General features: G+C 72.1%; 24 protein-coding genes. 15 read left to right on the top strand and 9 right to left on the bottom strand.

Features of this window, described 5'->3' with window-relative positions; genetic code table 11:
• The first annotated feature begins 376 nt into the window (after window positions 1-376).
• Window positions 377-970, top strand: coding sequence for a TetR/AcrR family transcriptional regulator (locus QSK37_RS00410; protein ID WP_285616739.1), 594 nt, complete (start codon window positions 377-379; stop codon window positions 968-970).
• Between the two features lie 305 nt (window positions 971-1,275).
• Here QSK37_RS00410 and QSK37_RS00405 read toward each other — a convergent pair whose 3' ends face one another.
• The 3 genes from QSK37_RS00405 to QSK37_RS00395 all read right to left on the bottom strand — a co-directional run bounded on the left by QSK37_RS00405 (window position 1,276) and on the right by QSK37_RS00395 (window position 3,211).
• Window positions 1,276-1,479: a cold-shock protein gene (locus QSK37_RS00405; RefSeq protein ID WP_141962982.1), complete on the bottom strand. Its 204-nt coding sequence runs from the start codon at window positions 1,477-1,479 to the stop codon at window positions 1,276-1,278.
• A 421-nt stretch (window positions 1,480-1,900) separates the two neighbouring features.
• Entirely contained in the window at window positions 1,901-2,671 is a 771-nt protein-coding gene (locus QSK37_RS00400; RefSeq protein ID WP_285616738.1) for an enoyl-CoA hydratase-related protein, read from the bottom strand.
• Between the two features lie 81 nt (window positions 2,672-2,752).
• Window positions 2,753-3,211, bottom strand: coding sequence for a hypothetical protein (locus QSK37_RS00395; protein WP_285616737.1), 459 nt, complete (start codon window positions 3,209-3,211; stop codon window positions 2,753-2,755).
• 212 nt (window positions 3,212-3,423) lie between these two features.
• Here QSK37_RS00395 and QSK37_RS00390 point away from each other — a divergent pair, with 212 nt between their 5' ends.
• Window positions 3,424-4,434 (top strand): hypothetical protein, encoded by a 1,011-nt coding sequence (locus QSK37_RS00390; RefSeq protein WP_285616736.1) that lies wholly within the window; start codon window positions 3,424-3,426, stop codon window positions 4,432-4,434.
• Between the two features lie 5 nt (window positions 4,435-4,439).
• On the opposite strand, the gene QSK37_RS00385 is transcribed toward QSK37_RS00390, so the two are convergent.
• The 4 genes from QSK37_RS00385 to pip all read right to left on the bottom strand — a co-directional run bounded on the left by QSK37_RS00385 (window position 4,440) and on the right by pip (window position 8,346).
• On the bottom strand, window positions 4,440-5,567 hold the full coding sequence (locus QSK37_RS00385) for an NAD(P)H-dependent flavin oxidoreductase (protein WP_285616735.1): 1,128 nt from the start codon (window positions 5,565-5,567) through the stop codon (window positions 4,440-4,442).
• Window positions 5,564-6,013, bottom strand: a complete 450-nt coding sequence (locus tag QSK37_RS00380) for a Zn-ribbon domain-containing OB-fold protein (RefSeq protein ID WP_285616734.1) — start codon at window positions 6,011-6,013, stop codon at window positions 5,564-5,566. Before QSK37_RS00380 ends, QSK37_RS00385 begins: the two co-directional genes overlap by 4 nt.
• Before the next feature lie 65 nt (window positions 6,014-6,078).
• Window positions 6,079-7,245 (bottom strand): thiolase family protein, encoded by a 1,167-nt coding sequence (locus tag QSK37_RS00375; protein ID WP_285618837.1) that lies wholly within the window; start codon window positions 7,243-7,245, stop codon window positions 6,079-6,081.
• Between the two features lie 141 nt (window positions 7,246-7,386).
• Entirely contained in the window at window positions 7,387-8,346 is a 960-nt protein-coding gene (gene pip, locus QSK37_RS00370) for a prolyl aminopeptidase (RefSeq protein WP_285616733.1), read from the bottom strand.
• A 185-nt stretch (window positions 8,347-8,531) separates the two neighbouring features.
• Here pip and QSK37_RS00365 point away from each other — a divergent pair, with 185 nt between their 5' ends.
• From QSK37_RS00365 to QSK37_RS00315, 11 genes are all read left to right on the top strand, one after another.
• On the top strand, window positions 8,532-10,421 hold the full coding sequence (locus QSK37_RS00365) for a coiled-coil domain-containing protein (RefSeq protein ID WP_285616731.1): 1,890 nt from the start codon (window positions 8,532-8,534) through the stop codon (window positions 10,419-10,421).
• Between the two features lie 131 nt (window positions 10,422-10,552).
• On the top strand, window positions 10,553-12,193 hold the full coding sequence (pyrG, locus tag QSK37_RS00360; protein WP_285618835.1) for a CTP synthase: 1,641 nt from the start codon (window positions 10,553-10,555) through the stop codon (window positions 12,191-12,193).
• Window positions 12,190-12,822, top strand: coding sequence for an NUDIX domain-containing protein (locus QSK37_RS00355; RefSeq protein ID WP_285616730.1), 633 nt, complete (start codon window positions 12,190-12,192; stop codon window positions 12,820-12,822). Before pyrG ends, QSK37_RS00355 begins: the two co-directional genes overlap by 4 nt.
• A gap of 43 nt (window positions 12,823-12,865) precedes the next feature.
• Complete coding sequence (locus QSK37_RS00350; RefSeq protein ID WP_432705539.1) at window positions 12,866-13,810, top strand: site-specific tyrosine recombinase XerD; 945 nt, start codon at window positions 12,866-12,868, stop codon at window positions 13,808-13,810.
• A 360-nt stretch (window positions 13,811-14,170) separates the two neighbouring features.
• Window positions 14,171-14,992 (top strand): ParA family protein, encoded by an 822-nt coding sequence (locus QSK37_RS00345; protein ID WP_432705538.1) that lies wholly within the window; start codon window positions 14,171-14,173, stop codon window positions 14,990-14,992.
• Window positions 14,993-15,098: 106 nt separating this feature from the next.
• Entirely contained in the window at window positions 15,099-15,926 is an 828-nt protein-coding gene (locus tag QSK37_RS00340) for a segregation and condensation protein A (protein ID WP_285566350.1), read from the top strand.
• Entirely contained in the window at window positions 15,919-16,650 is a 732-nt protein-coding gene (scpB, locus tag QSK37_RS00335; RefSeq protein WP_285616728.1) for an SMC-Scp complex subunit ScpB, read from the top strand. Before QSK37_RS00340 ends, scpB begins: the two co-directional genes overlap by 8 nt.
• Window positions 16,647-17,384, top strand: coding sequence for a pseudouridine synthase (locus QSK37_RS00330; protein WP_285566347.1), 738 nt, complete (start codon window positions 16,647-16,649; stop codon window positions 17,382-17,384). Before scpB ends, QSK37_RS00330 begins: the two co-directional genes overlap by 4 nt.
• Before the next feature lie 25 nt (window positions 17,385-17,409).
• The gene (gene aroH / locus QSK37_RS00325) at window positions 17,410-17,772 is read left to right on the top strand and encodes a chorismate mutase (RefSeq protein WP_285616726.1); all 363 of its coding nucleotides are present in this window, start codon (window positions 17,410-17,412) and stop codon (window positions 17,770-17,772) included.
• Window positions 17,773-17,946: 174 nt separating this feature from the next.
• Complete coding sequence (locus tag QSK37_RS00320; RefSeq protein WP_285616725.1) at window positions 17,947-19,053, top strand: prephenate dehydrogenase; 1,107 nt, start codon at window positions 17,947-17,949, stop codon at window positions 19,051-19,053.
• A 198-nt stretch (window positions 19,054-19,251) separates the two neighbouring features.
• A complete protein-coding gene (locus QSK37_RS00315) occupies window positions 19,252-19,452 on the top strand; it encodes a hypothetical protein (RefSeq protein ID WP_285616724.1) in 201 nt (66 codons plus the stop codon).
• A gap of 262 nt (window positions 19,453-19,714) precedes the next feature.
• Here the strand turns inward: QSK37_RS00315 and QSK37_RS00310 are convergent, their stop codons facing one another.
• Window positions 19,715-21,157, bottom strand: coding sequence for an MFS transporter (locus tag QSK37_RS00310; RefSeq protein ID WP_285616723.1), 1,443 nt, complete (start codon window positions 21,155-21,157; stop codon window positions 19,715-19,717).
• A 56-nt stretch (window positions 21,158-21,213) separates the two neighbouring features.
• Window positions 21,214-21,837, bottom strand: coding sequence for a GntR family transcriptional regulator (locus tag QSK37_RS00305; RefSeq protein ID WP_285616722.1), 624 nt, complete (start codon window positions 21,835-21,837; stop codon window positions 21,214-21,216).
• 128 nt (window positions 21,838-21,965) lie between these two features.
• Between QSK37_RS00305 and cmk the strand changes: the two genes are divergently transcribed.
• Window positions 21,966-22,661: a (d)CMP kinase gene (gene cmk, locus QSK37_RS00300; RefSeq protein ID WP_285566337.1), complete on the top strand. Its 696-nt coding sequence runs from the start codon at window positions 21,966-21,968 to the stop codon at window positions 22,659-22,661.
• A 5-nt stretch (window positions 22,662-22,666) separates the two neighbouring features.
• A complete protein-coding gene (gene der, locus QSK37_RS00295; protein ID WP_285618831.1) occupies window positions 22,667-24,040 on the top strand; it encodes a ribosome biogenesis GTPase Der in 1,374 nt (457 codons plus the stop codon).
• The last annotated feature ends 18 nt before the right edge of the window (window positions 24,041-24,058 follow it).

Raw genomic sequence — 24,058 nt, 5'->3', positions numbered from 1 at the left:
GGGGCAGCGGGGCAGCGGGGCAGCGGGGCAGCGGGGCAGCGGGGCAGCGGGGCAGCGGGGCAGCGGGGCAGCGGGGCAGCGGGGCAGCGGGGCAGCGGGGCAGCGGGGCAGCGGGGCAGCGGGGCAGCGGGGCAGCGCATCACGATGCGATGCGGCAGTGAGCGCCACGGCCGTCCGGCGGGCGTACCGCCCGCGTCTGGTTGGTGCTGCCGGATCAGCTGTATGTGGGGCTAGCCGGCTCTGCCTGCCTGGCCGGCCGTGCCCAGGTCCCAACGGCCCTACCTGTCGCGCTCGACGGGCAGGGTGGTTAATGCGCCGTCGGCATTGGCCCGCGCCGGTCGGTGCTCGACGCCAGTCGCATCGTTAGCCTGCGGTTATGGCTCGACCGAGGACGTTCGATGAGGATCGTGTCCTGGAGGCGGCGATGCATGCCTTCTGGGCGAACGGCTATGAGGCCACCTCGACGCGCGACCTGTGTGAGGCCGTGGGGCTTGATCGCAGCAGTGTCTACAACGCGTTCACCAGCAAGCATGAGCTGTTCAAACGAGTGTTGACCCGCTACGTCAACGCCACCACCGACACTCAGCTGGAGATTCTGCAGGATCCGACGCGGTCGGCGGCGGAGCGGATCCGGGCCCTGCTCGGCGAGATCGTCGACGGCGAGATGGAGAACCGGCGTAGCGGCCACCCGGGCTGCCTCACGGTCAACACCACCGTCGAGTTCGCCGGGCGTGACGCGGAGATCGCCGCCTTGCTGGAGCGGGACCTGGCCCGGCGGCTGGAGGCGCTCCGTACCGTCATCGAGACCGGCCGGCGCGCCGGGGACATCACCTCCACGCGGGACTCGGGTGACCTGGCCCGGTTCCTCAACGCCGTGATCGCCGGGATCCGGGTGACCGCCCAAGGAGGTGCCGACCGTGCCGCGCTGGAGTCGATCGCGGCGACGGCCGTTGACGCCCTGACGGCCTGATCTCCGGCTTTCGGTGAGTGCCACGACCGGTCCCGAAAACTCCTCCCCAGCCGACGAAAGGCAACCGGCCTGGGGCGCGGTCGTGTAGGCGGGTTGTTGCTGGGCGGCGCGTTGTTCGGCGAGATCGAGTCGCTCGGTCTCCTGAGGCGTGGGATCGGCCGAGTAAGTGGCCGATGACCCGGCCGAGGGCGCCCTGCTGTCGAAGCGCCGGCACGGCGTGTCGCGCCGGGTTCGTAAGCGGGTGAAAAGCAGGCCGGGCCCGCACCGACGTGAGTCGGTGGGGCCCAGCCTTGGTCGTCCTAAGTCTAGATCGGCGTGACCTGCTCCGCCTGGGGGCCCTTGGGACCCTGGGTCGTCTCGAAGCTCACGCGCTGGTTCTCCTCCAGCGTACGGAAGCCGCTGGAGGTGATCGCCGAGTAGTGCACGAACACGTCCGGGCCGCCGCCGTCAGGTGCGATGAACCCGAAGCCCTTGTCGGCGTTGAACCACTTGACGGTGCCTTCTGCCACTTTCTCTCCTTGCTTGAGAACCTCTACCGGGGCGCCGGTTGGCGGACCGGGGCTGCATCACGGACTTCGGCTTACTTCCGCGAAGACTATCCCGGAGAAGCGAAAACGCCCGCCGTCACTTCCGCGGGCGTTCAAGACGAACTCAATACGTACGAGGAAACTTCGACTGCAACGCATACCATGCTATCGGCTCTCCGTATGAGCGGCAACCGACCGCAGCGGGCGCTATGGGCCTCCGGCAGGCTCTCTCATCGCCACCGTCCTGAGCAGCGCGAACGCCGACTTTCAGTGCCGACGGGCACCCGCCGGTCAGGGGCTCGAGGATCCTCCCAGAGGGGCCCGCGCCCTGCCTGAGACCAAGATCGACGGCCCCGGATCACCCACGGCGATGCGTCTTCTCACAACCGGAACCGGTTCCGGGTCACGCGGGCCACTGTGGCGCGCGTTTTTCCAGGAACGCCCGAATTCCTTCCTGGGCCTCGGGGGTCTGACTCGACGCGGCCATCACCTCCACCGCGTACGTGTAGGCGTCCGCCTCCGGGTGACCGAGCTGGGCGTACATGGCCTGCTTGCCGAGGGCCTTGCTGCGCCGGCTGCCACGCGTGGCGCGTTCGAGCAGCTCGCGTGTTGCCTTCTCCAGCTCCTCCGGGGGCACGGCGCGGTTGATCAGGCCCCAGTCGAGCGCGGTGCCGGCGTCGATGACGTCACCGGTCAGCGCCATCTCCATCGCCCGCTTGCGCCCGATGTTGCGGGCGATGGGCACCATCGGCGTGTGGCAGAACCAGCCGCCCTTGCCGCCCGGGGCGGCGAACCCCGCGCTCCACGTCGCCACGGCCAGGTCGCAGGTGGCCACGAGCTGGCAGCCGGCGGCGGTCGCCAGCCCGTGCACCCGGGCGATCACGACCTGCGGTACGGACTGGATGGTCTCCATCAGCTCCCGGCAGGTGAGGAGCAGCTCACGCGCGGTGCCGAGGTCCGCGCCGGCCAGGTCGGCGAAGTCGTGCCCCGCGGAGAAGACCGGGCCGTTGCCGGCCAGCACCGTACCCGTCGCGTCCGTCTCGCCGACCTGCCGGAACGCCGAGGTCAGCGCGCGCATGTGGGACAGGGACAGAGCGTTGCGGCGCTCGGGCCGGTTCATCGTGATGACGGCGAACGGGCCGTCGCTCTCGACCAGTACCTCGTCAGAGCTCATGTCCGCACGGTACGTCGCGAGTCGCCCGGATTACCACCGTCCAGGCCCGGCACTCGCTCGGGCCGAGCGTCAACGGCGCCCTCAAGCGGTCGCGGACCGGCTTGCCGGACGGCGGGAAGCGCGGCCGATCGTCGCGCGCACCAGGGCCGGCAGGCCCGCCGCGATGCCGGCGTAGCCGAACAGCGCGCGCAGGTAGAGCGGCGCGAGCAGCCCGTCGAGCACACGTGAGCCCGGTGGGCAGGTCCGCCACGTCGAGCAGTCGGCGCGGTGGTCGAGAAATGGTGCTTTGTCGGTGGCGGTGGGGTCGGCGGGTGGGACCGTCGTGTTGAGGAGCCGGTGCGGCTGGCGGACGCGGTTGTCAAGAGACAGTGCTGTCGCGTCGTCCGTCGCCGGGTGGCGGTGGGTGCCGGGCACGGAGGCGAACAGCGCTCGGCCCCGGACGGTCCGCCTCCGGGCCTCGGCGCGCGCGCCCAGCCGAGCAGATCGGCGACCAGATCGCCGGGCGGCCCCCTCCGGGACGAGTACCGCGGTCGTGCTCAAGGATCGCGAGCGGCGTGTGCACCGCCGAAGGGCCGATCCGTGGCCACTCGGACCGCCGTCCATGGCCGGACGGCCGATGCGCACCGTTCCTCCCCGGCCGACCGGAGACGCCGTGACCGACGAAGGATGCCGGGGCGGTGGGCAGGGTGACCACACCGGTCTGGCCGATCGCCCGACGTCGCCGGCCGCCCGCCGTTCCTACGCTGAGGCGCGTGACCGGACGACATTCCCTGCGGGGCGGGACGGGGCGGGCCGTCGCCCTGTTCTTCCTCGCGCCGCTGGTGGGCGAGTACCTGCTCGGCAACACTCCCATCACGGACGTGTCCTCGTTGTTCCTCTTCGCCCCCCTGTACGGCGGCGGGGCGCTGCTGATCCGGGAGACGGCCCGGCGCCGCGGGCGCGGCTGGCCGACGATCATTCTCCTCGCGGCGGCCTATGCCCTGCTGGAGGAGGGACCGGTCGACATGATGCTCTGGAACCCCTCCTACGGCGGCTTCGACATCGCCGCCGCCTACTCCGGCACCTACGTCCCCGCGCTCGGCACCAGCGTCCAGATGCTCCAGGACGTGCTGTCGATGCACACTGTCTGGAGCGTCTGCGTGCCGATCGCGCTCGTGGAGTCCTTCGGCCGGGACCACGACCACGCCGTCCCCTGGCTCGGACGCTTCGGCGTCACGGTGACCGCCGTGCTGTTCGTGGCCGGGGCGGCCCTGCTCGCCGCCGCGCAGATCGCCCAGACGCGCTTCGTCGCGGCACCGGGCGAGCTCGCCTGGTGCTCCGCCGCCATCGTCGCGCTCGTCGTCGCGGCGTTCGCCCTGCGACCACGGCCGGCGGCCGCGGTCGCAGGGCGAACGCCGCCGGCTCCGTGGATGGTGGGCGCCACCGCGTTCGGGGTGACGAGCGTGTACTGGGGCCGGGAGTTCCTGGGCGACGGGGTGTCGCAGTGGGCGGTGGCGGCCGCCTGGTTCGTGCTGGTGGCGGCGAGCGTGGCGTTGGGCGTGCGCTGGTGCCGCCGCCCCGGCTGGGGCGCGGCGCACCGTCTCGCCCTGGCCGGCGGCGCGCTGCTCACCTACGCCTGGGTCGGCGTCTCGCACGCCCGTGACCTGGACGTCCCGCGCACCGTCGCGCTCACCGGGAACATCGTGTTCGGCGTGGGCGCGGTCGTCCTGTTGGCCATCGGCGCCCGGGCGGTACGCCGGCGGGCCTCCGCCGCGGCGATCTGACCGGTTCAGCCGGCGCCGAGCTCGACCAGGCGTTCCAGCGCGTCGCCGAACTCCTCGATCATGTCGTAGACGACCTGGCGTGCGGGCCGGACGGTGTTCATCCGGCCGACGACCTGGCCGACGAAGTAGTTGACCAGCTGCCGGGCGCCCTCGTTGCCGTTCTCGGCGGCCGTGCCGATCGGGCCCATCGCGCCCTCGGCGACGATCATCTGGAGGGGCATCGGCAGCGCGCCGGGGCTGTCGGATGAGGTGTCCCACTCGTCGGTCCACGCCGATCGCAGCTGCCGCGCGGGCTTGCCCGTACGGGACCGGGAGCGCACCGTGTCGCTCGACGAGGCCGCGAGCATCTTGGCCTTCACGGCCGGGAGCGTCTCGGCCTCCTCGGTGGTCAGCCACACCGAGCCGCACCACACGCCCTGCGCGCCGAGCGCCATCGCCGCGGCCATCTGCCGGCCCGACGCGATGCCGCCCGCCGCGAGCACGGGCAGCGGCGCCACGGCGTCCACGACCTCCGGCACGAGCACCATCGTGGAGATCTCGCCCGTGTGCCCGCCGGCCTCCGAGCCCTGCGCGACGATCAGGTCGGCACCGGCCTGGACCTGGCGGCGCGCGTGCTCGACGGTGCCGACGAGCGCGGCGACCGGCACGCCCGCGGCCCGCGCGCGTTCGACCATGACCGGCGGGGGCGGGCCGAGGGCGCTGGCGATGAGGCGAATCGGGTGGTGCAGGGCGACGTCGATCAGCTCGGTGGCGCCCTCCTCGGTGACCTGGCGGCCGCCGCGGCGGGCGTCCCGGCGGCCGGCCGACAGGTCGGGCGCCGGCACGCCGTACCGCTCGAACAGCCCGGCGAGGAACTCCCAGTGCCCCGGCGGGATCGCCGCCAGCAGGTCACCGGACGCCTCGGCCTCTTTGGCGATCTTCCCGGGCACGAGGACGTCGACGCCGTACGGCCGGCCGCCCACGTGGTCGTCGATCCAGCGCAGCTCCTCCTCGAGCCGGCCGGGGGAGAAGGCGACCGCGCCGAGCACGCCGAACCCGCCCGCGTTGGTGACCGCCGCGACCACGTCACGGCAGTGGCTGAAGGCGAAGAGCGGGAACTCGATCCCGAACGTCTCGCACAGGTCTGTTCTCACCGGTCGCGCTCCTCGAACACCGGATAGCTCTCGCCCTCGTCCGGATGGACGAACCTCGCCCGCAGGGGCAGCCCCGCCCGTGGCGAGTCCGTCTCCAGCCGCGTGTACATCCACGGGCCCTCGGCCAGCTCGACCAAGGCCAGCGGCGCCGTCTCGCCCGTACGGGAGTGGGTGACCGCCCAGGAGACCAGCATCGCCTCGCCGGTCGCCTCCGCCCAGGTCAGGTCGTCGGTGCCGCATCCGGGGCAGCCGGTCGCGTCCGGGGCGAACCACCGCTCGCAGGAGGCGCAGCGGGGTACCACCAGCCGGTCCTCGGCGGCGCCGTCGAAGAACGGGTCGCCGCGGCCGTCGCGCCGGATCGGGCCGGCCGCCGTCATGAATCCTCCTGTGTCGGAGGGTGTGACCACGGGGGCGTGTTTCTTGATTCCCTCGCTTCGCTCGGTCATGGGCCCTCCTTCGTCGGAGGGTGTGACCACGGGGCCGTGTTTTTTGATTCCCTCGCTTCGCTCGGTCATGGGCCCTCCTTCGCGTGCGGGCTGACGACCAGCGTCGCGTGGTGGTCGAGGATGCCGCCGTTGCCGCTGACGAGGATCACGTCGTTGCGAGGAGCCTGCCGCTCACCGCCGTGGCCGCGGGCCTGGATCACGGCCTCGGACAGCGGGGTCATGCCCCACATGTAGTAGCCCGACAGCTGCCCGCCGCCGGTGTTGACCGGCAGCGTGCCGCCCGGACCGAGAGCGCCGCTCGCGGCGAACGGCCCACCCTCGCCCTTGGCGCAGAAGCCGTAGTCCTCCAGCGTCACCAGGACGGTGAAGGTGTAGCAGTCATAGATCTGGCAGCTGTCGACGTCGGCCGTGGTGATGCCCGCCATCTTCATCGCCGCCGGGCCGGACAGCGCCGCCCCGGTGGCCAACCCGAAGTCGCTGCCGCGCTCCATGCGGCGGCCGGGGTGGCCCTGCCCCCACCCCCACACGTGCACGGGCGGCTGTGCCAGGTCGCGGGCGCGCTCGGCGCTCGTGACGATCACGGCGACGCCGCCGTTGGAGACGAGGCAGCAGTCGAGCAGGTGCAGCGGTTCGACCACCCAGCGGGACTCCTGGTGGTCGCGCAGCGAGATGGGCTCGCGCATCTGGGCGAGCGGGTTGCCGACGGCCCAGGCGCGAGTGGCCACCGCGATCGCGCCGAGCTGCTCGCTCGTGGTGCCGTAGCGTTCCATGTGCCGCCGCGCCGCGAGGGCGTAGAAGGCGTTGACGCTGCGGAAGCCCAGCGCGGCCTGCAACCCGCCGACGCCGTGCCACTCCGCCGCCTCGCGGTGGTAGGCGGAGCCGGAGGAGCGTTCGGGGCGCAGCGGCGCGTCGGCGAAGACGCACGCGACCGCCGACGCGGCGCCACTGCCGATCATCGCGGCGGCGTGGGAGACCATGCCGATCGCGGTCGCGCCGTAGGAGTTCATCTGGGTGAGCAGCCGCAGGTCCCGCAGGCCGAGCACGCCGGCCAGGTCGATGCCGGGGGAGCCGGACAGGCCGTGGCTGACGATCAGCCCGTCGAGGTCGGACAGGGCGAGGCCGGCGTCATCGGCGGCGGCGCGTACGGCGTCGGCGGCCAGTCGACGCGGGCTGCGGCCGTACACCTTGCCGAGCTCGGTCGTCCCGAGCCCGGCGATCGCCGTCCCGGTCATCGCCACGCGCCCCCCTCCCCGGAGACGGCCCGGAGCCCTCGCGATGGGCGAGAGCCCGGGACGGCTCTCCGCGTTCCGTCCGCTCCCACGGTACCGAATCCGATTCGGGCTCGGCCAGACGGGATGCGGGCGGAGACCGGCTCAGGGGCGGGCGAACCGGTCGGTGGCCTCGATCAGGCGGTGCAGGATGCCCGGCTCGCTGTACGCGTGGCCGGCGTCGGCGACGAGGTGGAAGTCCGCCTCGGGCCAGGCCTGGTGCAGGTCCCACGCGGTCGCCGCCGGCGTCGCGACGTCGTACCGGCCCTGCACGATCACGCAGGGGATGTGCCGGATCTTCTTCACGTCGCGCAGGAGCTGGTCCTCCTCAAGGAACCCGCCGTTGAGGAAGTAGTGGTTCTCGATGCGGGAGAACGCCACCGCGTAGTCGTCGGCCGCGTGCTCCTCGATCAGCCTCTCGTCCGGCAGCAGCGTGATCGTCGACCCCTCCCAGACGCTCCAGGCCCGTGCGGCCGGCAGGCGCACCGCGGGGTCCGGGTCGTTCAGCCGCGTGTGGAAGGCCGCGATCAGGTCGTCGCGCTCGTCCTCCGGGATCGGCTCGACGAACCTCTCCCACAGGTCGGGGAACAGCAGTGACGCGCCTTCCTGGTAGAACCAGTACAGCTCGAACGGCCGCAGCGTGAAGATCCCGCGCAGCACCATCTCGGTGACCCGCTCCGGATGCGTCTCGGCGTACGCGAGGGCGAGCGCGCTGCCCCAGGAGCCGCCGAAGACCATCCACCGGTCGATGCCCAGGTGCTCGCGCAGGAGCTCCATGTCGGCGACGAGATGCCACGTGGTGTTGCGTTCGAGCGAGACCGACGGATCGCTCGCGCTCGGCCCGCTGCGCCCGCAGTTGCGCTGGTCGAACAGGACGATGCGGTACGCCTCCGGGTCGAACAGCCGGCGGTGGCCGGGACCGCACCCGTCGCCCGGGCCGCCGTGGAGCATCACGACCGGCTTGCCGGCCGGGTTGCCGCAGACCTCCCAGTAGATCCGTTCCCCGTCTCCGGGGTCGAGGAATCCGGAGTCGTACGGCTCGATCGGCGGATACAAGGTCTTCATGACCGGCATTCTCTCATCGCGCGAATGACGGTTTCGGACAGTGACGCCTAAGCGCCCGTGTGTTCCTCCGCCCAGGTCACGGCCCTTTCACAGGGGACGTGACCTGGGGAGCAATTCACGAGTGATGCGCCACACGTTCCCGGACATGGCAGACAGCCTTGCGAGACGCCCTTAGAGTTCCCTATGTGAGCGATCTCAATGGTTCGGGCGGTTCTTACTCCGCGGACAGCGGCGGGTCGTCGTGGTTGCCGGGCAACGGCAGCCGGCCGGCCCGTGGCGGCGACGTGGAACAGCCGGGCGAGGTCGTCGACCGGCTGCGGCAGATGGCGGACATGCTCGCCGGCGCGTTGGCGCAGGGTGAGCAGAAGGTCGCCGAGGCGAAACAGGAGGCCGCGGTCCAGATCGCGGCCGTCCAGGCGGAGCACGAGAAGACCAAGCAGGAGGCCACCTCGGCCTGGCAGGAGGTCGAGCGCCTCCGCACCCAGGTGCAGCAGGCTCAGGCCACCGCCCGCCAGATGCTCGCCGAGCGCGAGAGCGCCAAGCAGGACGCCGCGGCGGCGATGCAGGAGATCGAGCGGGTCGGCGCCCAGAACGAACAGCTCGACCAGCGCGCCGAACAGGCCGAGGCGGCCGTCCGGCAGCTCATGACCGAGCGCGAGGCCGCCCAGCGCGACGCCGCCGCGATGCGCCAGGAGGCGCAGTCCGTACGGCAGCAGAAGGAGCAGGCCGAGGCGACCGGGCGCCAGCTCATGGCCGAGCGCGAGTCGGCCAAGCAGGACGCCGCGGCGATGCAGCAGGAGCTCGACCGCGTACGCGCGCAGCTGGAGGAGATGAACCAGCGCGTCGAGCAGTCCGAGGCCGCCGTGCGCCAGGCGATCTCCGAGCGCGAGTCGGCCAAGCAGGAGGCCAACACCGCCTGGCAGGAGGGCCTGCGGGCCCGTGCGCAGGCCGAGCAGTCCGAGGCCGCCATGCGGCAGGCCATCGGCGAGCGCGACAACGCCCAGAGTGAGGCGGTCGGGGCCCGGCAGCAGACCGACCAGGCGCTCGCCCAGGCGCGCACGGCCGAGCAGCAGGCCCGTGCGGCCGAGCAGCGCGCCGAGCAGTCCGAGGCCGCGATGCGCCAGATGATGACCGAGCGGGACAACGCCCAGCGCGAGGCGGTCGGGGCCCGGCAGGAGACCGACAAGACGCTCGTCCAGCTGCGTGCGGCCGAGCAGCGTGCGGAGCAGTCCGAGGCCGCCGTGCGCCAGATGATGTCCGAGCGCGAGGCGGCCCAGCGCGAGGCCGCCGGCGCCTGGCAGGAGGCCGAGCGCCTGCGCAGCAAGGCGGAGCAGTCCGAGGCCGCGATGCGGCAGGCCTTCACCGAGCGCGACCAGGCCCGTTCGCAGGCCGAGCAGTTCGAGGTCGCCGCCCGCCAGGCGATGTCCGAGCGCGACCAGATGCGCGAGGACCGCGACGAGGCACACCGCTCCGCCGGCGAGGCGCAGACCGGGCGCAAGGCCCTCGAGGGCGAGCGCGACCGGATCTCCAAGCACGCCGCCGACCTGGCCCAGGCGCTGGAGACCGCGCAGGCCGAGCTGAACACCCTGCGCAGCAGGGTCGTCGACCTGGAGGCCGCCTCCAAGGACGCCGACTCCCTCCGGCGCCGCGTCCAGGACCTCGACGCCGAGCGCCGGCGGGCGCTCGACAGCGCCAAGCAGATCGAGAACGACCGCGACAGCGCCGAGCTCGCGCAGGCCCGCGCCGCGTCGGAGCTGGCCCAGACCCAGCGCCGCGTGGAGGACCTGATCCGCGAGCGCGACACGGCGCTCACCCAGGTCCGCCAGGCCAACGCCGAGCGCGACTCGGTGAGCGAGAAGCTCAAGGAACGCGAGCAGTGGGTCGACCAGCTCGCCGAGGCCGTCACCCAGCAGCGCGACGCCCTGTCGGCGCTGTCGGCCGAGCGCGACCAGGCGCGTTCGTCGGCGGACCAGGCGAGGAAGCTGATCGACGAGCTGACCGGGCAGCTCCGCACCATGTCGCCGGGGGCCGCCGGAAGCGCCCACAGCGGAAGTTACGCGGGAGGCTACAGCTGATCTGATCGGCCGGCGGCTGATCAGGTACGCCGCCTGTTATCCTGGTGGCCCGTGGAGATTGGCCGTTCACCGATCAGGTGGACGTCGCCGCGACAACGACCACGGGAGCGTCCCTCTTGGCTTCGGCAGTAATTGGTGGGTCCGCAAAGGCCACCAAGCATCTCTTCGTCACCGGCGGTGTCGCCTCCAGCCTCGGTAAGGGGCTCACGGCATCCAGCCTCGGCCGGCTACTCAAATTGCGCGGCCTGCGGGTCACGATGCAAAAGCTCGATCCTTACCTCAACGTCGACCCCGGCACGATGAACCCCTTCCAGCACGGCGAGGTGTTCGTCACCGACGACGGCGCCGAGACCGACCTCGACGTGGGCCACTACGAGCGGTTCCTCGACACCGAGCTGCACGGCTCGGCGAACGTCACCACCGGCCAGGTGTACTCCAATGTGATCGCCAAAGAGCGGCGCGGGGAGTACCTCGGCGACACCGTGCAGGTCATCCCGCACATCACCAACGAGATCAAGGACCGGATCCGCGGTATGGCCGGTCCCGACGTCGACGTCGTCATCACCGAGGTCGGCGGCACGGTCGGCGACATCGAGTCGCTGCCGTTCCTGGAGGCCGTACGCCAGATCCGGCACGAGATCGGCCGCGACAACTGCTTCTTCCTGCACGTGTCGCTGCTGCCCTACATCGGGCCGTCCGGTGAGCTGAAGACCAAGCCGACGCAGCACTCCGTCGCCGCGCTGCGCAGCATCGGCATCCAGCCCGACGCGATCGTCTGCCGTTCGGACCGGCCGATCACCCAGGGCCTGAAGAACAAGATCAGCCTGATGTGCGACGTGGACGCCGAGGCGGTGGTGTCCGCGATCGACGCCCCCAGCATCTACGACATCCCCAAGGTGCTGCACACCGAGGGCCTGGACGCCTACGTCGTACGCCGTCTCGGGCTGCCGTTCCGCGACGTCGACTGGCGCGAGTGGGACGACCTGCTGGGCCGGGTCCACCAGCCCTCCCGTGAGGTCACGATCGCGCTCGTCGGCAAGTACATCGACCTGCCCGACGCGTACCTGTCGGTCACCGAGGCGCTGCGCCACGGCGGGTTCGCCCACGACACCCGGGTCAACATCCGCTGGGTCAAGAGCGACCGGTGCACCACACCCGAGTCGGCCGCCCGCGAGCTGCAGGGCGTCGACGGCGTCCTGATCCCCGGCGGCTTCGGCGTGCGGGGCATCGAGGGCAAGGTCGGCGCCGCCCGGCACGCCCGCGAGAACCACATCCCCACGCTCGGCATCTGCCTGGGCCTGCAGTGCATGGTCATCGAGGCCGCCCGTAGCCTCGCCGGGATCACCGGCGCCAACAGCGCCGAGTTCGACGAGAAGGCCGCCGACCCGGTCATCGCGACCATGGCCGACCAGGTCGACGTCGTCGCCGGCGAGCGCGACATGGGCGGCACGATGCGCCTGGGCCTGTATCCGGCCAACCTCGCCGAGGACTCCGTCGTCCGCGAGGTCTACGGCGACGCGGAGAAGGTCGAAGAACGCCACCGGCACCGCTACGAGGTCAACAACGCCTACCGCGAGGAGCTGACCGCCGCCGGCGTCGTCTTCTCCGGCCTGTCGCCCGACGGACGCCTCGTCGAGTACGCCGAGCTGCCCCGTGAGACGCACCCGTTCTACGTCGGCACGCAGGCGCACCCGGAGTTCCGGTCCCGTCCCACCCGGCCGCACCCGCTCTTCGCGGGCCTGGTCGCCGCGGCCCTGGACAACGCCAAGTGAGCGCGGCGGAGGAACTGGTCGACACTCCGGAGTCGTGGGCGGTCGAGGGCCGCGAGGAGCGCTTCAAGGGCCGCATCGTCCAGGTCCGCACCGACCGGGTGCGGATGCCGAACGGCGACACGACCGAGGTCGTCGAGCGCGACGTCGTCAGCCACCCCGGCGCCGTCGGCGTGATCGGCCTGGATGAGCAGGACCGCGTCCTGCTCATCCGCCAGTACCGCCACCCGGTCGGCCGCCTGCTCTGGGAGCCGCCGGCGGGGCTCCGTGACGTCGACGGCGAGCCGTTGTGGCGTACGGCGGCCCGCGAGCTCGCCGAGGAGGCCGGCTACCGGGCCCGCGAGTGGCACACGCTCGTCGACGTCTTCACCTCTCCGGGCATGACCAACGAGCGCGTGCGCATCTTCCTCGCCCGCGGGCTCAGCGAGATCCCCGAGGAGGAGGCCGACTTCGAGCGGATCCACGAGGAGGCCGGGATGCCGGTCGCGTGGGTGCCGCTCGACGAGGCGGTCGCAGCGGTGCGGCGCGGGCACATCCACAACCCCCTCGCGGTCATGGGTATCTTGTCGGTCTACGCCGCACGGGAGACGGGTTACCGTGACCTTCGCGCGCCCGACGCCCCGGAAGGATGACACGTCGAGCCCCCTCGACCCGCCTGGATGAGGTGTCGCGCTGATATCAGCCGCCGGAGAAGAGCTCGGACGAGCGCTGCGGGCCGAGGTCCGCGCGTACCTCGATCATCTCGCGGTCGACCGCGGCCTGGCAGCCAACACCCTCAGTTCCTACCGGCGTGACCTGCGGCGCTACGTCGACACGCTCGTCGCTCGCGGCCGTACGGCGATCGGGCAGGTCGGGGAGGACGACGTCGTGTCCTTCCTGGACCGGCTGCGTGAGGGCGACGACCGGCACCCGCCCCTCGCCGCCGGGTCCGCGGCCCGCGCGGTCGTCGCCGTCCGCGGCCTGCACCGGTTCGCCGTGCGCGAGGGGCTGTCGGCCGCCGACCCGGCGCGCGACGTACGGCCGCCGTCGCCGCCGCGCCGGCTGCCCAAGGCGATCACGATCGAGGAGGCCGAGCGTCTCCTCGCCGCGGCCGGCCGGGGTGACACGCCGCGCGACCTGCGCGACCGGGCGCTGCTGGAGGTGCTGTACGGCACCGGCGCCCGGATCTCCGAGGCGGTCGGGCTCGAGGTCGGCGACGTCGACCTCTCTCGCGCCGTCGTCCGGCTGCACGGCACCGGGGCCCGGGCCCGCCTCGTGCCGGTCGGCCGGTACACCCGCGAGGCGCTCGAGGCCTATCTCACCCGGGCGCGCCCGGCGCTCGGGCCGCCGGGCGACGGCGGCGGCCCGCTGTTCCTCAACGCGCGCGGCGGGCGGCTGTCGCGCCAGAGCGCCTGGTCGACGCTGCGGACGGCGGCCGGGCGCGCGGAGCTGCAGGACGTCTCACCGCACACGCTGCGGCACTCTTTCGCGGCACATCTCCTCGGCGGCGGCGCCGACGTCCGGGCGGTCCAGGAACTGCTGGGCCACGCGTCCGTGACCACGACCCAGATCTACACGCTGGTCACCGTCGACCGGCTGCGGGAGGCCTACGCTTCGGCGTACCCGCGGGCCGGTGCCTGAGCTGCGGGAACGCTCCTTCGCCGGCGCCGGCCGGCGGCGGGAGGTTCCCATTCGGCGTACGCGCGGGCCGGGGTCTGAGAGACTGCCCGGGACTCTGTTTCACGGCGAGCGGCAGCGAAGCATGGCATTCCGGCCGGTCTCCGAACAATGGCGTGGCCGTCGGTGTGCCGCCTTGCCGCTGTACTTGACAGGCCATAGAGTCCCCATCTTGACGGCAAACCTAGGTCGCCGGGGAGGTTCGAGGAGCTGGTGACTGACATCAGCGCGCAGCAGGAGAGAGCACGATCGGAGAGTGTGCTCTCGACCGCGATCGCGACCGATCCGCGAGACGCCGCGCCACTAGGCCCGACGCAGCGTCCCATCCCGTCGTTCCCCGATCCGCCCCCGCTGTCCGAGCACGGGCCCGCCCGCATCGTCTCGGTCTGCAACCAGAAGGGCGGCGTCGGCAAGACGACGACCACCATCAACCTGGGCGCGTCCCTGGCCGAGCAGGGCCGGCGCGTGCTGCTCGTCGACTTCGACCCGCAGGGGGCGCTGTCGGTGGGGCTGGGCAAGGGCGACCCCCGCCAGCTCGACCTCACGATCTACAACCTGCTCATGGAGCAGGGAGTGGAGACCGAAGAGGTCATCCTGGAGACCAGCGTCGAGGGCATGGACCTGCTGCCCAGCAACATCGACCTGTCCGGCGCGGAGGTCCAGCTCGTCCACGAGGTCGGCCGCGAGTACATCCTCGGCGGCCTGCTCAAGCCGGTCGTGGCCGACTACGACTACATCATGATCGACTGTCAGCCGTCGCTGGGCCTGCTGACCGTCAACGCGCTGACCGCGAGTCAGGGCGTCCTCGTCCCCCTCGAGTGCGAATACTTCGCGATGCGCGGTGTCGCGCTGCTCATGGAGACGATCGAGAAGGTTCAGGGGCGGCTCAACCAGGATCTGGCCATCGACGGCTTCCTCGCGACGATGTACGACTCGCGTACGCTCCACACCCGCGAGGTGCTCGGCCGCATCGTGGACGCCTTCGGTGAGAAGGTCTTCCACACGGTCATCAACCGCACCGTACGGTTCCCGGACGCGACGGTCGTGGGTGAGCCGATCACCCGCTTCGACCCGTCGTCCATGGGCGCCAACGCCTACCGGGAGCTCGCCAAGGAGGTACTCCAGAGGTGGCATCACCTCACGTGACCGGTCCCGGTGCGGCCCCTGACCGCACCGGACCGCCGAGGGGTGCACCCGGACGTCGCGCTCCCCTGTGGCAGGGGAGTGCGTGACCTCCACTACCGTTGGCGAGGTGAGCGAGCCGGCCGCGGAGGAACGCAAGCACGGATTCGAAGTGCACCTCGACAACTTCGAGGGTCCCTTCGACCTGCTCCTCGGCTTGATCGCCAAGCACAAACTGGACATCACCGAGGTGGCCCTGCACAAGGTCACCGACGAGTTCATCGCCCACATCCGCTCGCACGGCCGCGAGTGGGACCTCGACCAGGCGAGCTACTTCCTGCTGGTCGCCGCGACTCTGCTCGACCTGAAGGCCGCGCGGCTGCTCCCCTCCGGGGAGGTCGAGGACGAAGAGGACCTCGCCCTGCTGGAGGCTCGCGACCTGCTGTTCGCGCGGCTGCTGCAGTACCGCGCGTACAAGGAGGTCGCGGCGGTCTTCTCGGGCCGGATCGCCCGCGAGTCGCGCCGCTTCGCCCGTACGGTGCCGATGGAGCCGCAGTTCGCGAACCTCCTGCCCGAGGTGCTCATCGGCCTGGGCCCGGCCGCGTTCGCCCGGCTGGCCGCCCGGACCCTGGCGCCCAAGCCCGTGCCGACGGTGTCGACCACGCACATCTACGCGCCGCAGGCGAGCGTCAAGGAGCAGGCCGCCCTGCTCGTGGAGCGCCTGCGCCGGCTGGAGACCGCCACCTTCCGCGTGCTGACCGCCGACTGCGCCGGCACGTTCGAGATCGTCGCGCGGTTCCTGGCCGTGCTCGAGCTCTACCGGGAGAAGGCCGTGGCGCTCGAACAGGCCGAGCCGCTCGGCGAGCTGTACATCACCTGGACCGGTGCCGAAGAGGGCGAGGTCGTCGTCGGCGACGACTACTCAGGACGACCCGCGGAGAAGAAGGACGATGACTGACACCCCCGAGCCGGACCCGGCGGCCCCACCGGCCCCCGAACAGGCGACGCCCGAGCCGAGCGCGGAGGATCCGGCCGTGCCGCGGCCGGTCGTGCCCGAGCCGCGTGCGCCGGAGCCGGTCGCGTCCGGTTCCCCGGACGGAACGTTGTTCGACGCGCCGGAGACCGAGCCCGGCGCGTCCGAGCCGCCCCTGCGGGCGGGGCTGGAGGCCATCCTGCTGGTCGTGGACGAGCCGGTACCGGAGGTGACGCTCGCCCAGATCCTCGAACGGCCCCGCGACGAGGTCGCCGCCACGCTGCGGGAGCTGGCCGCGGAATACACCGCGCAGGGCCGGGGGTTCGACCTGAGGGAGATCGCCGGTGGCTGGCGGTTCTACACTCGAGATGTCTGCGCCCCCCTCGTCGAGCGGTTCGTTCGCGACGGACAGCAGGCGCGGCTGACGCAGGCGGCGCTGGAGACGCTCGCCGTCATCGCCTACCGGCAGCCGGTGAGCAGGGCACGGGTGTCGGCGATCCGCGGAGTCAACAGCGACGGCGTGATCCGCACCCTGACCGTACGAGGTCTCATCGAGGAGGCGGGGCACGACCCGGAGCACCAGGCGGTGCTCTACCGGACGACGACCTACTTCCTGGAGCGGCTCGGCCTCAACTCCGTTGACGAGCTGCCCGAGCTCGCCCCCTACCTGCCCGATGACCTGGAAGGCATAGAGGAACTTCAGCAGTGAACACGACCAACGACGGCGTACGGCTCCAGAAGGTGCTCGCCGACGCGGGTGTGGCCAGCCGCCGCGCCTGCGAGGAGCTCATCGCGGCCGGGCGGGTCACCGTCGACGGCGAGAAGATCACCTGGTTCGGCGCGCGCGTCGACCCGCAGCAGGCCGTCATCCATGTCGACGGCAAGCGCATCCCCACCCGTGCCGAGCTGCGTTACTACATGCTCAACAAGCCCACCGGTGTCGTCAGCACCATGTCCGACCCCAGGGGCCGCAAGACCCTCGCCGCGTACGTCGGTGACGTGCCCGAGCGGCTCTTCCACGTCGGCCGGCTCGACACCGACACCGAGGGCCTCCTCCTGCTCACCAACGACGGTGAACTGGCGAATCGCCTCATGCACCCGCGATACGGTGTTTCCAAGACCTACCTCGCCGAAATCCACGGGCCGATCGGCCGTGATCTCGGCAAGAGGCTCAAGCAGGGCGTCAAACTCGCGGACGGTTTCGCCAAGGCGGATGAGTTCCGCGTGTTCGACCAGGTCGGCAAGCGGATTCTCGTCGAGGTGACCCTTCACGAGGGCCGTAAGCACATCGTGCGCCGCCTGCTCGCCGAGGTCGGTCATCCGGTTCAGCAGCTCGCCCGCACCGAGTTCGGCCCGGTCAAGCTGGGCCGCCTGAGGTCGGGCACGATCCGGGCGCTCACCACCAAGGAGATCGGCGAGCTGTACGCGGCGGTCGAGCTCTGACCTGCCGCCGATCAAGGGAGGTTTTGTGGGGGTACTAGCCGTACGCGGGGCCGTCCAGGTCGACGCCGACGATCGTGACCAGGTTCTCGAGGCGACGGCCGAACTGGTCACCGAGGTGATGACCCGCAACGCTCTCACCACCGACGACGTCATCAGCGTGATCTTCACCGCGACCCCGGACCTGACCGCGGAGTTCCCGGCACTGGCCGCGCGCAAGCTCGGCTTCCACGACGTGCCGCTGCTGTGCGCCAGCGAGATCAACGTGCCGCACGCCCTACCGCGGGTGATCCGCCTGATGGCGCACATCCAGAGCGACCGCCCGCGCTCGGACATCCAGCACGTCTACCTGCGCGGCGCGACCGCGCTGCGCCTGGACATCGCGCAGTAGCCATCGGTCACGGCCATCGGCCACCGGCCACGGTCCCCGGCAGGTTGGGCCAGCCGCCACCGGTCGCCGGCAGGTTCGGCCAGCGGCCATCGGCCGCCCATGAGATCGTGCCTTCCGCCGGAGGCACGGCTCCCCGCGGCCGATGGACCGGGTTGCGGCGGTTCGCCGCGAGCGTTGCGGATACGCTTCGAGAACTCACGCGGAGGTGGAGTCATCGGCGGGACACGACAGGTCGTCGTCATCGGCACCGGGTTGATCGGTACGTCGGTGGCGCTCGCGCTGCGCGAGCGCGGCGACGAGGTGCGGCTGACCGACCGGGATCCGGTGTCCGTGCGGATGGCGGCCGAGCTCGGCGCCGGCGTTCCGCTGGAGGACGGTGACGGGCCCGCCGACGTCGCGGTGATCGCGGTGCCGCCGGCGGCCGTCGCGGCGACACTGCTCGACGCGCAGAAGCGCGGCCTCGCCCGTGTCTACACCGACGTCGCGAGCGTCAAGTCCCGGCCGTTGCGCGAGGCCGCCGAGCTGGGCTGCGACCTGACGTGTTACGTCGCCGGACATCCCCTCGCCGGCCGTGAGCGCTCCGGGCCCGCCGCGGCGCGCGGGGACCTGTTCGTCGGCCGTCCGTGGGCGCTGTGCCCCACCCCGAAGACCCTGCCGGAGGCGGTCGAGGCCGTGACCGCGCTGGCCGAGGCGTGCGGCGCGCAGACCGTGGTGGTCGGCGCCGAGGAGCACGACCGGGCCGTCGCGCTGGTGTCGCACGGCCCCCATGTGGCCGCCGCCGCGGTGGCCGCCCGGCTGGAGGCCGCACCGGAGGTCGCGCTGGGCCTCGCCGGGCAGGGTGTACGCGACGTCACCCGCATCGCCGCGAGCGACCCGTCACTCTGGATCGGCATCCTCAGCTCCAACGCGGAGCCCGTCGCCGACGTCATCGACGCGGTCGCCGCCGACCTGGCCGCGACCGCCGCGGCGCTGCGCGCCGGCGCCGAGACCGACGTGACCGAACTGCTGAGGCGCGGCGGCACCGGCCGCCGCCGCCTGCCGGGAAAGCACGGCGACCGCGCCGGCACCTACGCGGTGGTGTCCGTTCTCATCCCCGACCGGCCGGGCGAACTGGCGTTGCTGTTCCAGGCGGCCGGGGTGGCGGGGGTCAACATCGAGGACGTGACGATCGAGCATTCGCCCGGCCGCCCGGTCGGTGTGGTCGAGTTGAGCGTGACACCCGCGGCGGCACAGCGCTTGGCGGACGAGTTGCGGGCGCGTGGTTGGTCGGTGCCGGGCTGAGCGGAGGCCTGGTGCGGTCATCGAGTGCCGGCAAAGCCTGGTGACCGGGCCGGCGCCTACGCGGTGGTGTCCGTTCTCATCCCCGACCGGCCCGCGCCGTCCGCGTCCACCCGGTGGAGAACGCGTCCGTGCCTTCCGGTAGCCGCGCCCGCGATCGCGGTGAGCTCCCGCGCCCCTCACGGGGCCGTCGGGCGGGCTGTGCCCGTCGGCACGCCCTCGGCGTCGTGGCTCGGCTCGCCGGACCGTCGCCACGGCGGCGGCATAGCGGCCGACGAGGCGCTCGTTCCCGCCGGTAGCACCGCCGACGGCGACGACGCCATCGAGTGCGCGGCGCTACGCCAACCGCGATTGCTGTTCCAAGCGCCGGAGGTCAGCACCCAGGTCGCGACGATCGAGTAGCCCGACCGGGCGGGAGGTGGGTGTTCCTCCCCGCCATCGGATCCACCTGCCTTCGGCGCGTGATGCACAAGTGGTGACGCATCACCAGGAATCACTCGTTCAGATGAGCGTGACACCCACGGCGGCACAGCGCTTGGCGGACGAGTCGCGGGCGCGTCGGAGGCCCGGTGCGACCATCGGGCGCCGGCAGAGCATGGTGACCGGGCCGGCGCCTACGCGGTGGTGTCGGTTCGAATCCCTGACCGGTGCGGTGGTGCTGTTCCTAGCACCGGGGCCGCGGTGATCGAGCCCGGCCGGCCGGTCGGTGGGGCCGAGTCGGGTGTGGCTTCCGGCGTGGTGCGGCGCTTGGTGGACGAGTCGCGGGCGTGTGGGTGGTCGGTGCCGGGCTGAGCGGTCGCGCGGCGCGTTCGCCGGCGCGTTCGCCGGGTGCCGGCCGGAGCCGCCGCCACGGGCGCAGTAGCAGCGTCAGCCGTACGGTGCCGATGACGATCATGCAGGTGATCGGGGCGAAGGCGAGCTGGAACGACGGGGCGTCGTAGGTGCCCCCGGCGGCGTCGAGCAGCGTTCCGGCGCTCAGTGAGGCGCTCATCGCCGCGGAGAAGCCGCCGATGTTGACCACACCCGAGGCGATGCCGCCGCGGCTCGGCGGGTTCGCGTCCCGGGCCAGGTCGAAGGCGAGCATCGACGCCGCGCTGCCGACGGCGCTGACGAGGACGAGGACGACCGCGAACGCCACGGGCAGGTGTCCGCCCGGCCAGGTGACCGCGGTGACCCAGACGACGGCCAGGACTGCGGCGACGGAGATGATCAGCCGTCCGCGCAGCTGAGGCCGGCGGCCGGCCAGCCAGCCGAAGGCGGGCGCGACCACCAGCGGCGCCGCGGCGGTCAGCGTGAGCGTCAGCCGGGCGGGTCCGGCGCCCATGCCGAGCCCCTTGACCAGGTACGGGTAGCCCCACAGCGTCGCCAGCACCATGAACGCCGACATGAGTGTGAAGTGCGCCCACACGGCGGTGCGCGTCCCGCGTTGCCGGACCACCTCGCGCAGGTCGGCCAGTATCGGGTTCGCCGTGCTGGAACGCTCCATCGCCGGTGCCGGGTGGTCGGCGATCCACCACCACACGACGATGGCGAGAGCGGCGCTGAGCACGGCGGTGCCGAGGAAGGTCGGGGTCCAGCCGAACGAGCGCAGGGCGGCCGACAGCGGGACGGTGCCGCCGACCTGGCCGAGCGATCCGGTCATCGCGGTCAGCGCGGTGAGCACCGCGAACCTCCGCCGGGGGAACCAGGAGGCGGCCAGGCGCACCACGCTGATGAAGGTGAAGGCGTCACCTAGGCCGACCAGGCCACGGCCGAGGACGGCGAGCGGCAGCGAGGCCGCGAAGGCGAACAGGGTCTCGCCGAGGGCCATGCACAGCAGCGCGGCGCCGAGCATCCGGCGCGGGCCGAACCGGTCGGCCATGATGCCGCTCGGGACCTGCATGACCAGGTACACGCCGAGCTGCAGGATCGCGAAGCTGGACAGCGCGGTCGCGCCGACGCCGAAGCGCTGCTGGGCGGCGAGGGCCGCGACGCCGAGGCTCGTACGGTGGAAGAAGGCCACGAGGTAGACGAGGGCGCCGACGCCCCACACGCTCCACGCGCGGCGGCCGCCGAGGGGATGGGACGAGGACTGCGGACGGGGCGGCGACAGAACCGCGACGTTCACTTTTCACCTTTCGGGGGGCAGGGGTGTGCTCGGCGGGATGCGGTGGCGGGGTTCGGTCAGGAGCGGGCGCGCAGGGCGGATCCGGCGGTCTGCAGATGCCGGTGGATCGCGGCGCGGATCCGGCGGCGGTCGCCCGAGCGGACGGCGTCCAGGATCTCGGTGTGGTCCCGGATCGCGTCCGCGGCGCGTACGGGGTCGTCGGCGGTGAGGCGGGCCATGCGCAGCTGGCGGTCGCGCAGCGAGTCGTACAGCTGGGTGAGGATCTCGTTGCCGGCCGCGGCGACGAGCGAGCGGTGGAAGCACCGGTCGGCGTAGGCGAACTCCCGGCCGTCGCCTGCGGCGGCGTGCCGTCGCATGTCCTCCAGGAGCCGCGTGAGCTCGCCGACGAGCTCGGGCCCGATGTCGGCCCGGCCGGCGGTGAAGGTCTCCACCAGCTCGCGGGTCTCCAGCACGTCGGAGATCTCCTGTGGGGAGACCGGCAGGACCAGCGCGCCGCGCTTGGGGTAGAGGCGTACGAGGCCTTCGGTCTCCAGGCGGAGGAGGGCCTCGCGCACCGGGGTACGGGACACCCCGACCGCCGTGGCGATCTCACCCTCGCTCAGCAGCGCGCCGCCCGGGTAGGCGCGATCGAGGATGGCCTGCTTCACGTGGTCGTAGGCCCGGGAGGTCGCAGTGCTCATCTTGTATCTATGTTACATACAAGACGCATGCGACGTCGCGCGGGCTTGCCGAAGTGCGGATCAAGCCGGCCCGCCGTACCGGTAGCCTCAGACGTTGGCCGGTCGGTACGGGAGAGGAAGCACACGAGATGCTCGTCATCGCCATGGACGGCCCCTCGGGTTCGGGCAAGTCCAGCGTGTCCAAGGGTGTGGCACGTGCCCTGGGGCTGCGTTACCTCGACACGGGCGCGATGTACCGCGCGGTGACGTGGTGGATGCTACGCCAGGGCGTCCCGCTCGACGACCAGGCCGCGATGGCCGCTCGCGCGGGCGAGCCCGTGCTGAGCGTCGGCACCGACCCCGACGCCCCGTCGATCTCGGTCGATGGCACGGACGTCGCGGGGCCCATCCGCACCGGCGAGGTCACCGGCGCCGTCAGCGCCGTGGCCGCGGTCCCGGAGGTGCGCCGGCGCCTCGTCGCGCTGCAGCAGGAGATCATCGGCACCGGCGGTATCGTGGTGGAGGGTCGTGACATCGGCACGGTCGTCGCGCCGGACGCGGCGGTCAAGATCTACCTCACCGCGAGCGCCGAGGCCCGCGCGCAGCGCCGCAGCAAGGAGCTGACCGGCGCCTCCGTCTCCGCGACCCAGGCCGACCTGGCCCGCCGTGACCACCTCGACTCCACCCGCAAGACCGACCCGCTGGCGCGCGCGGCCGACGCCGTGGAGGTCGACACCACCAGCCTGACCCTTTCCGAGGTCATCACCGAGGTCGTACGGATCGCGAAGGGCGCCGACGCCGGCGACGCGGTGCGGGAGGCCGTGTACGGCGAGGAGCGCCCGTGACCGAGATGGAGCACGCCGATGTCCTGGACATCGGCGACAATGTGGAGCACGACGTCGCGCCGCCACCGGTCGTGGCCGTCGTCGGCCGGCCGAACGTCGGCAAGTCCACGTTGGTCAACCGCATTCTGGGCCGCCGTGAGGCGGTCGTGGAGGACGTGCCCGGCGTGACCCGCGACCGGGTCGCCTACGACGCCGCGTGGGGCGGCCGCCGCTTCACCGTGCTCGACACCGGCGGCTGGGAGCCGAAGGCCGAGGGCCTCGCCGCCGCCGTCGCCGACCAGGCGCGCCTGGCGGTCGACGCCGCGGACGTCGTGCTGTTCGTGGTCGACGCGACGGTCGGCGCCACCGACACCGACGAGGCCGTCGTGGGCGTCCTGCGGCGCGCCGACAAGCCGGTCGTGCTGGCGGCCAACAAGGTCGACGACGCGCGGGCGGAGGCGGACGCCGCGACGCTGTGGTCCCTCGGACTGGGCGAGCCGCTCGTCGTCTCCGCCCTGCACGGGCGGGGGAGCGGCGACCTGCTCGACGCCGTGCTGAACGCCCTGCCGGAGGAGGCGCCGCCGGAGACGTACGGTGTCGCGGGCGGGCCACGCCGCGTCGCGCTGCTCGGCCGGCCCAACGTCGGCAAGTCCAGCCTGCTCAACCAGCTCGCCGGTGAGAACCGCGTCGTCGTCGACTCCGTCGCCGGCACGACGCGTGACCCGGTCGACGAGCTGATCGAGCTGGGCGGCCGCACCTGGAAGTTCGTCGACACGGCCGGCATCCGGCGGCGGGCCCGCGAGTCGCAGGGCGCCGACTTCTACGCCACGCTGCGCACCCAGTCGGCGCTGGACCGGTCCGAGGTCGCGGTCGTGCTCATCGACGCGAGCGAGCCGCTCGCCGAGCAGGATCTGCGGATCATCACCATGGTGATCGAGTCGGGCCGCGCGCTGGTCCTGGCCTTCAACAAGTGGGACCTGGTGGACGAGGAGCGCCGTCACTTCATCGACCGCGAGATCGACCGGCAGCTCCACCACGCGCGCTGGGCGCCGCGGGTCAACATCTCGGCCCGTACGGGACGGCACGTCGAAAAGCTCGTGCCCGCCATCGAAACGGCGCTGGAGGGCTGGGGTGAGCGCGTGCCGACCGCACGGCTCAACTCCTTCATGACCGACCTGGTGGCGGCCAAGCCGCACCCCGTACGCGGCGGAAAGCAGCCGCGCGTCATGTTCGCCACGCAGGCGGGCGTGCAGCCGCCGCGGTTCGTGCTGTTCACGACGGGGTTCCTTGAGGCGGGCTACCGGCGATTCGTCGAGCGCCGGCTGCGCGAGGACTTCGGCTTCGAGGGCACGCCCATCGAGATCAGCATGAAGATCCGGGAGAAGCGCCAGCGCAAGTGAGACGAGCGAGCCCCCGGT

The organism is Actinoallomurus iriomotensis, assembly GCF_030269445.1.
Lineage (GTDB): Bacteria > Actinomycetota > Actinomycetes > Streptosporangiales > Streptosporangiaceae > Actinoallomurus > Actinoallomurus iriomotensis.
Note: the sequence above shows the minus strand (reverse complement) of the source record. Positions and strands in the feature narration are given on the sequence as shown.

Coding starts and splice junctions, on each gene's coding strand:
- QSK37_RS00410 (WP_285616739.1), top strand. CDS start 377: ATGGCTCGACCGAGGACGTTCGATGAGGATCGTGTCCTGGAGGCGGCG.
- QSK37_RS00400 (WP_285616738.1), bottom strand. CDS start 2,671: ATGAGCTCTGACGAGGTACTGGTCGAGAGCGACGGCCCGTTCGCCGTC.
- QSK37_RS00380 (WP_285616734.1), bottom strand. CDS start 6,013: ATGACCGAGCGAAGCGAGGGAATCAAGAAACACGCCCCCGTGGTCACA.
- QSK37_RS00375 (WP_285618837.1), bottom strand. CDS start 7,245: ATGACCGGGACGGCGATCGCCGGGCTCGGGACGACCGAGCTCGGCAAG.
- pip (WP_285616733.1), bottom strand. CDS start 8,346: ATGAAGACCTTGTATCCGCCGATCGAGCCGTACGACTCCGGATTCCTC.
- scpB (WP_285616728.1), top strand. CDS start 15,919: ATGACTGACACCCCCGAGCCGGACCCGGCGGCCCCACCGGCCCCCGAA.
- QSK37_RS00305 (WP_285616722.1), bottom strand. CDS start 21,837: ATGAGCACTGCGACCTCCCGGGCCTACGACCACGTGAAGCAGGCCATC.
- cmk (WP_285566337.1), top strand. CDS start 21,966: ATGCTCGTCATCGCCATGGACGGCCCCTCGGGTTCGGGCAAGTCCAGC.
- der (WP_285618831.1), top strand. CDS start 22,667: ATGGAGCACGCCGATGTCCTGGACATCGGCGACAATGTGGAGCACGAC.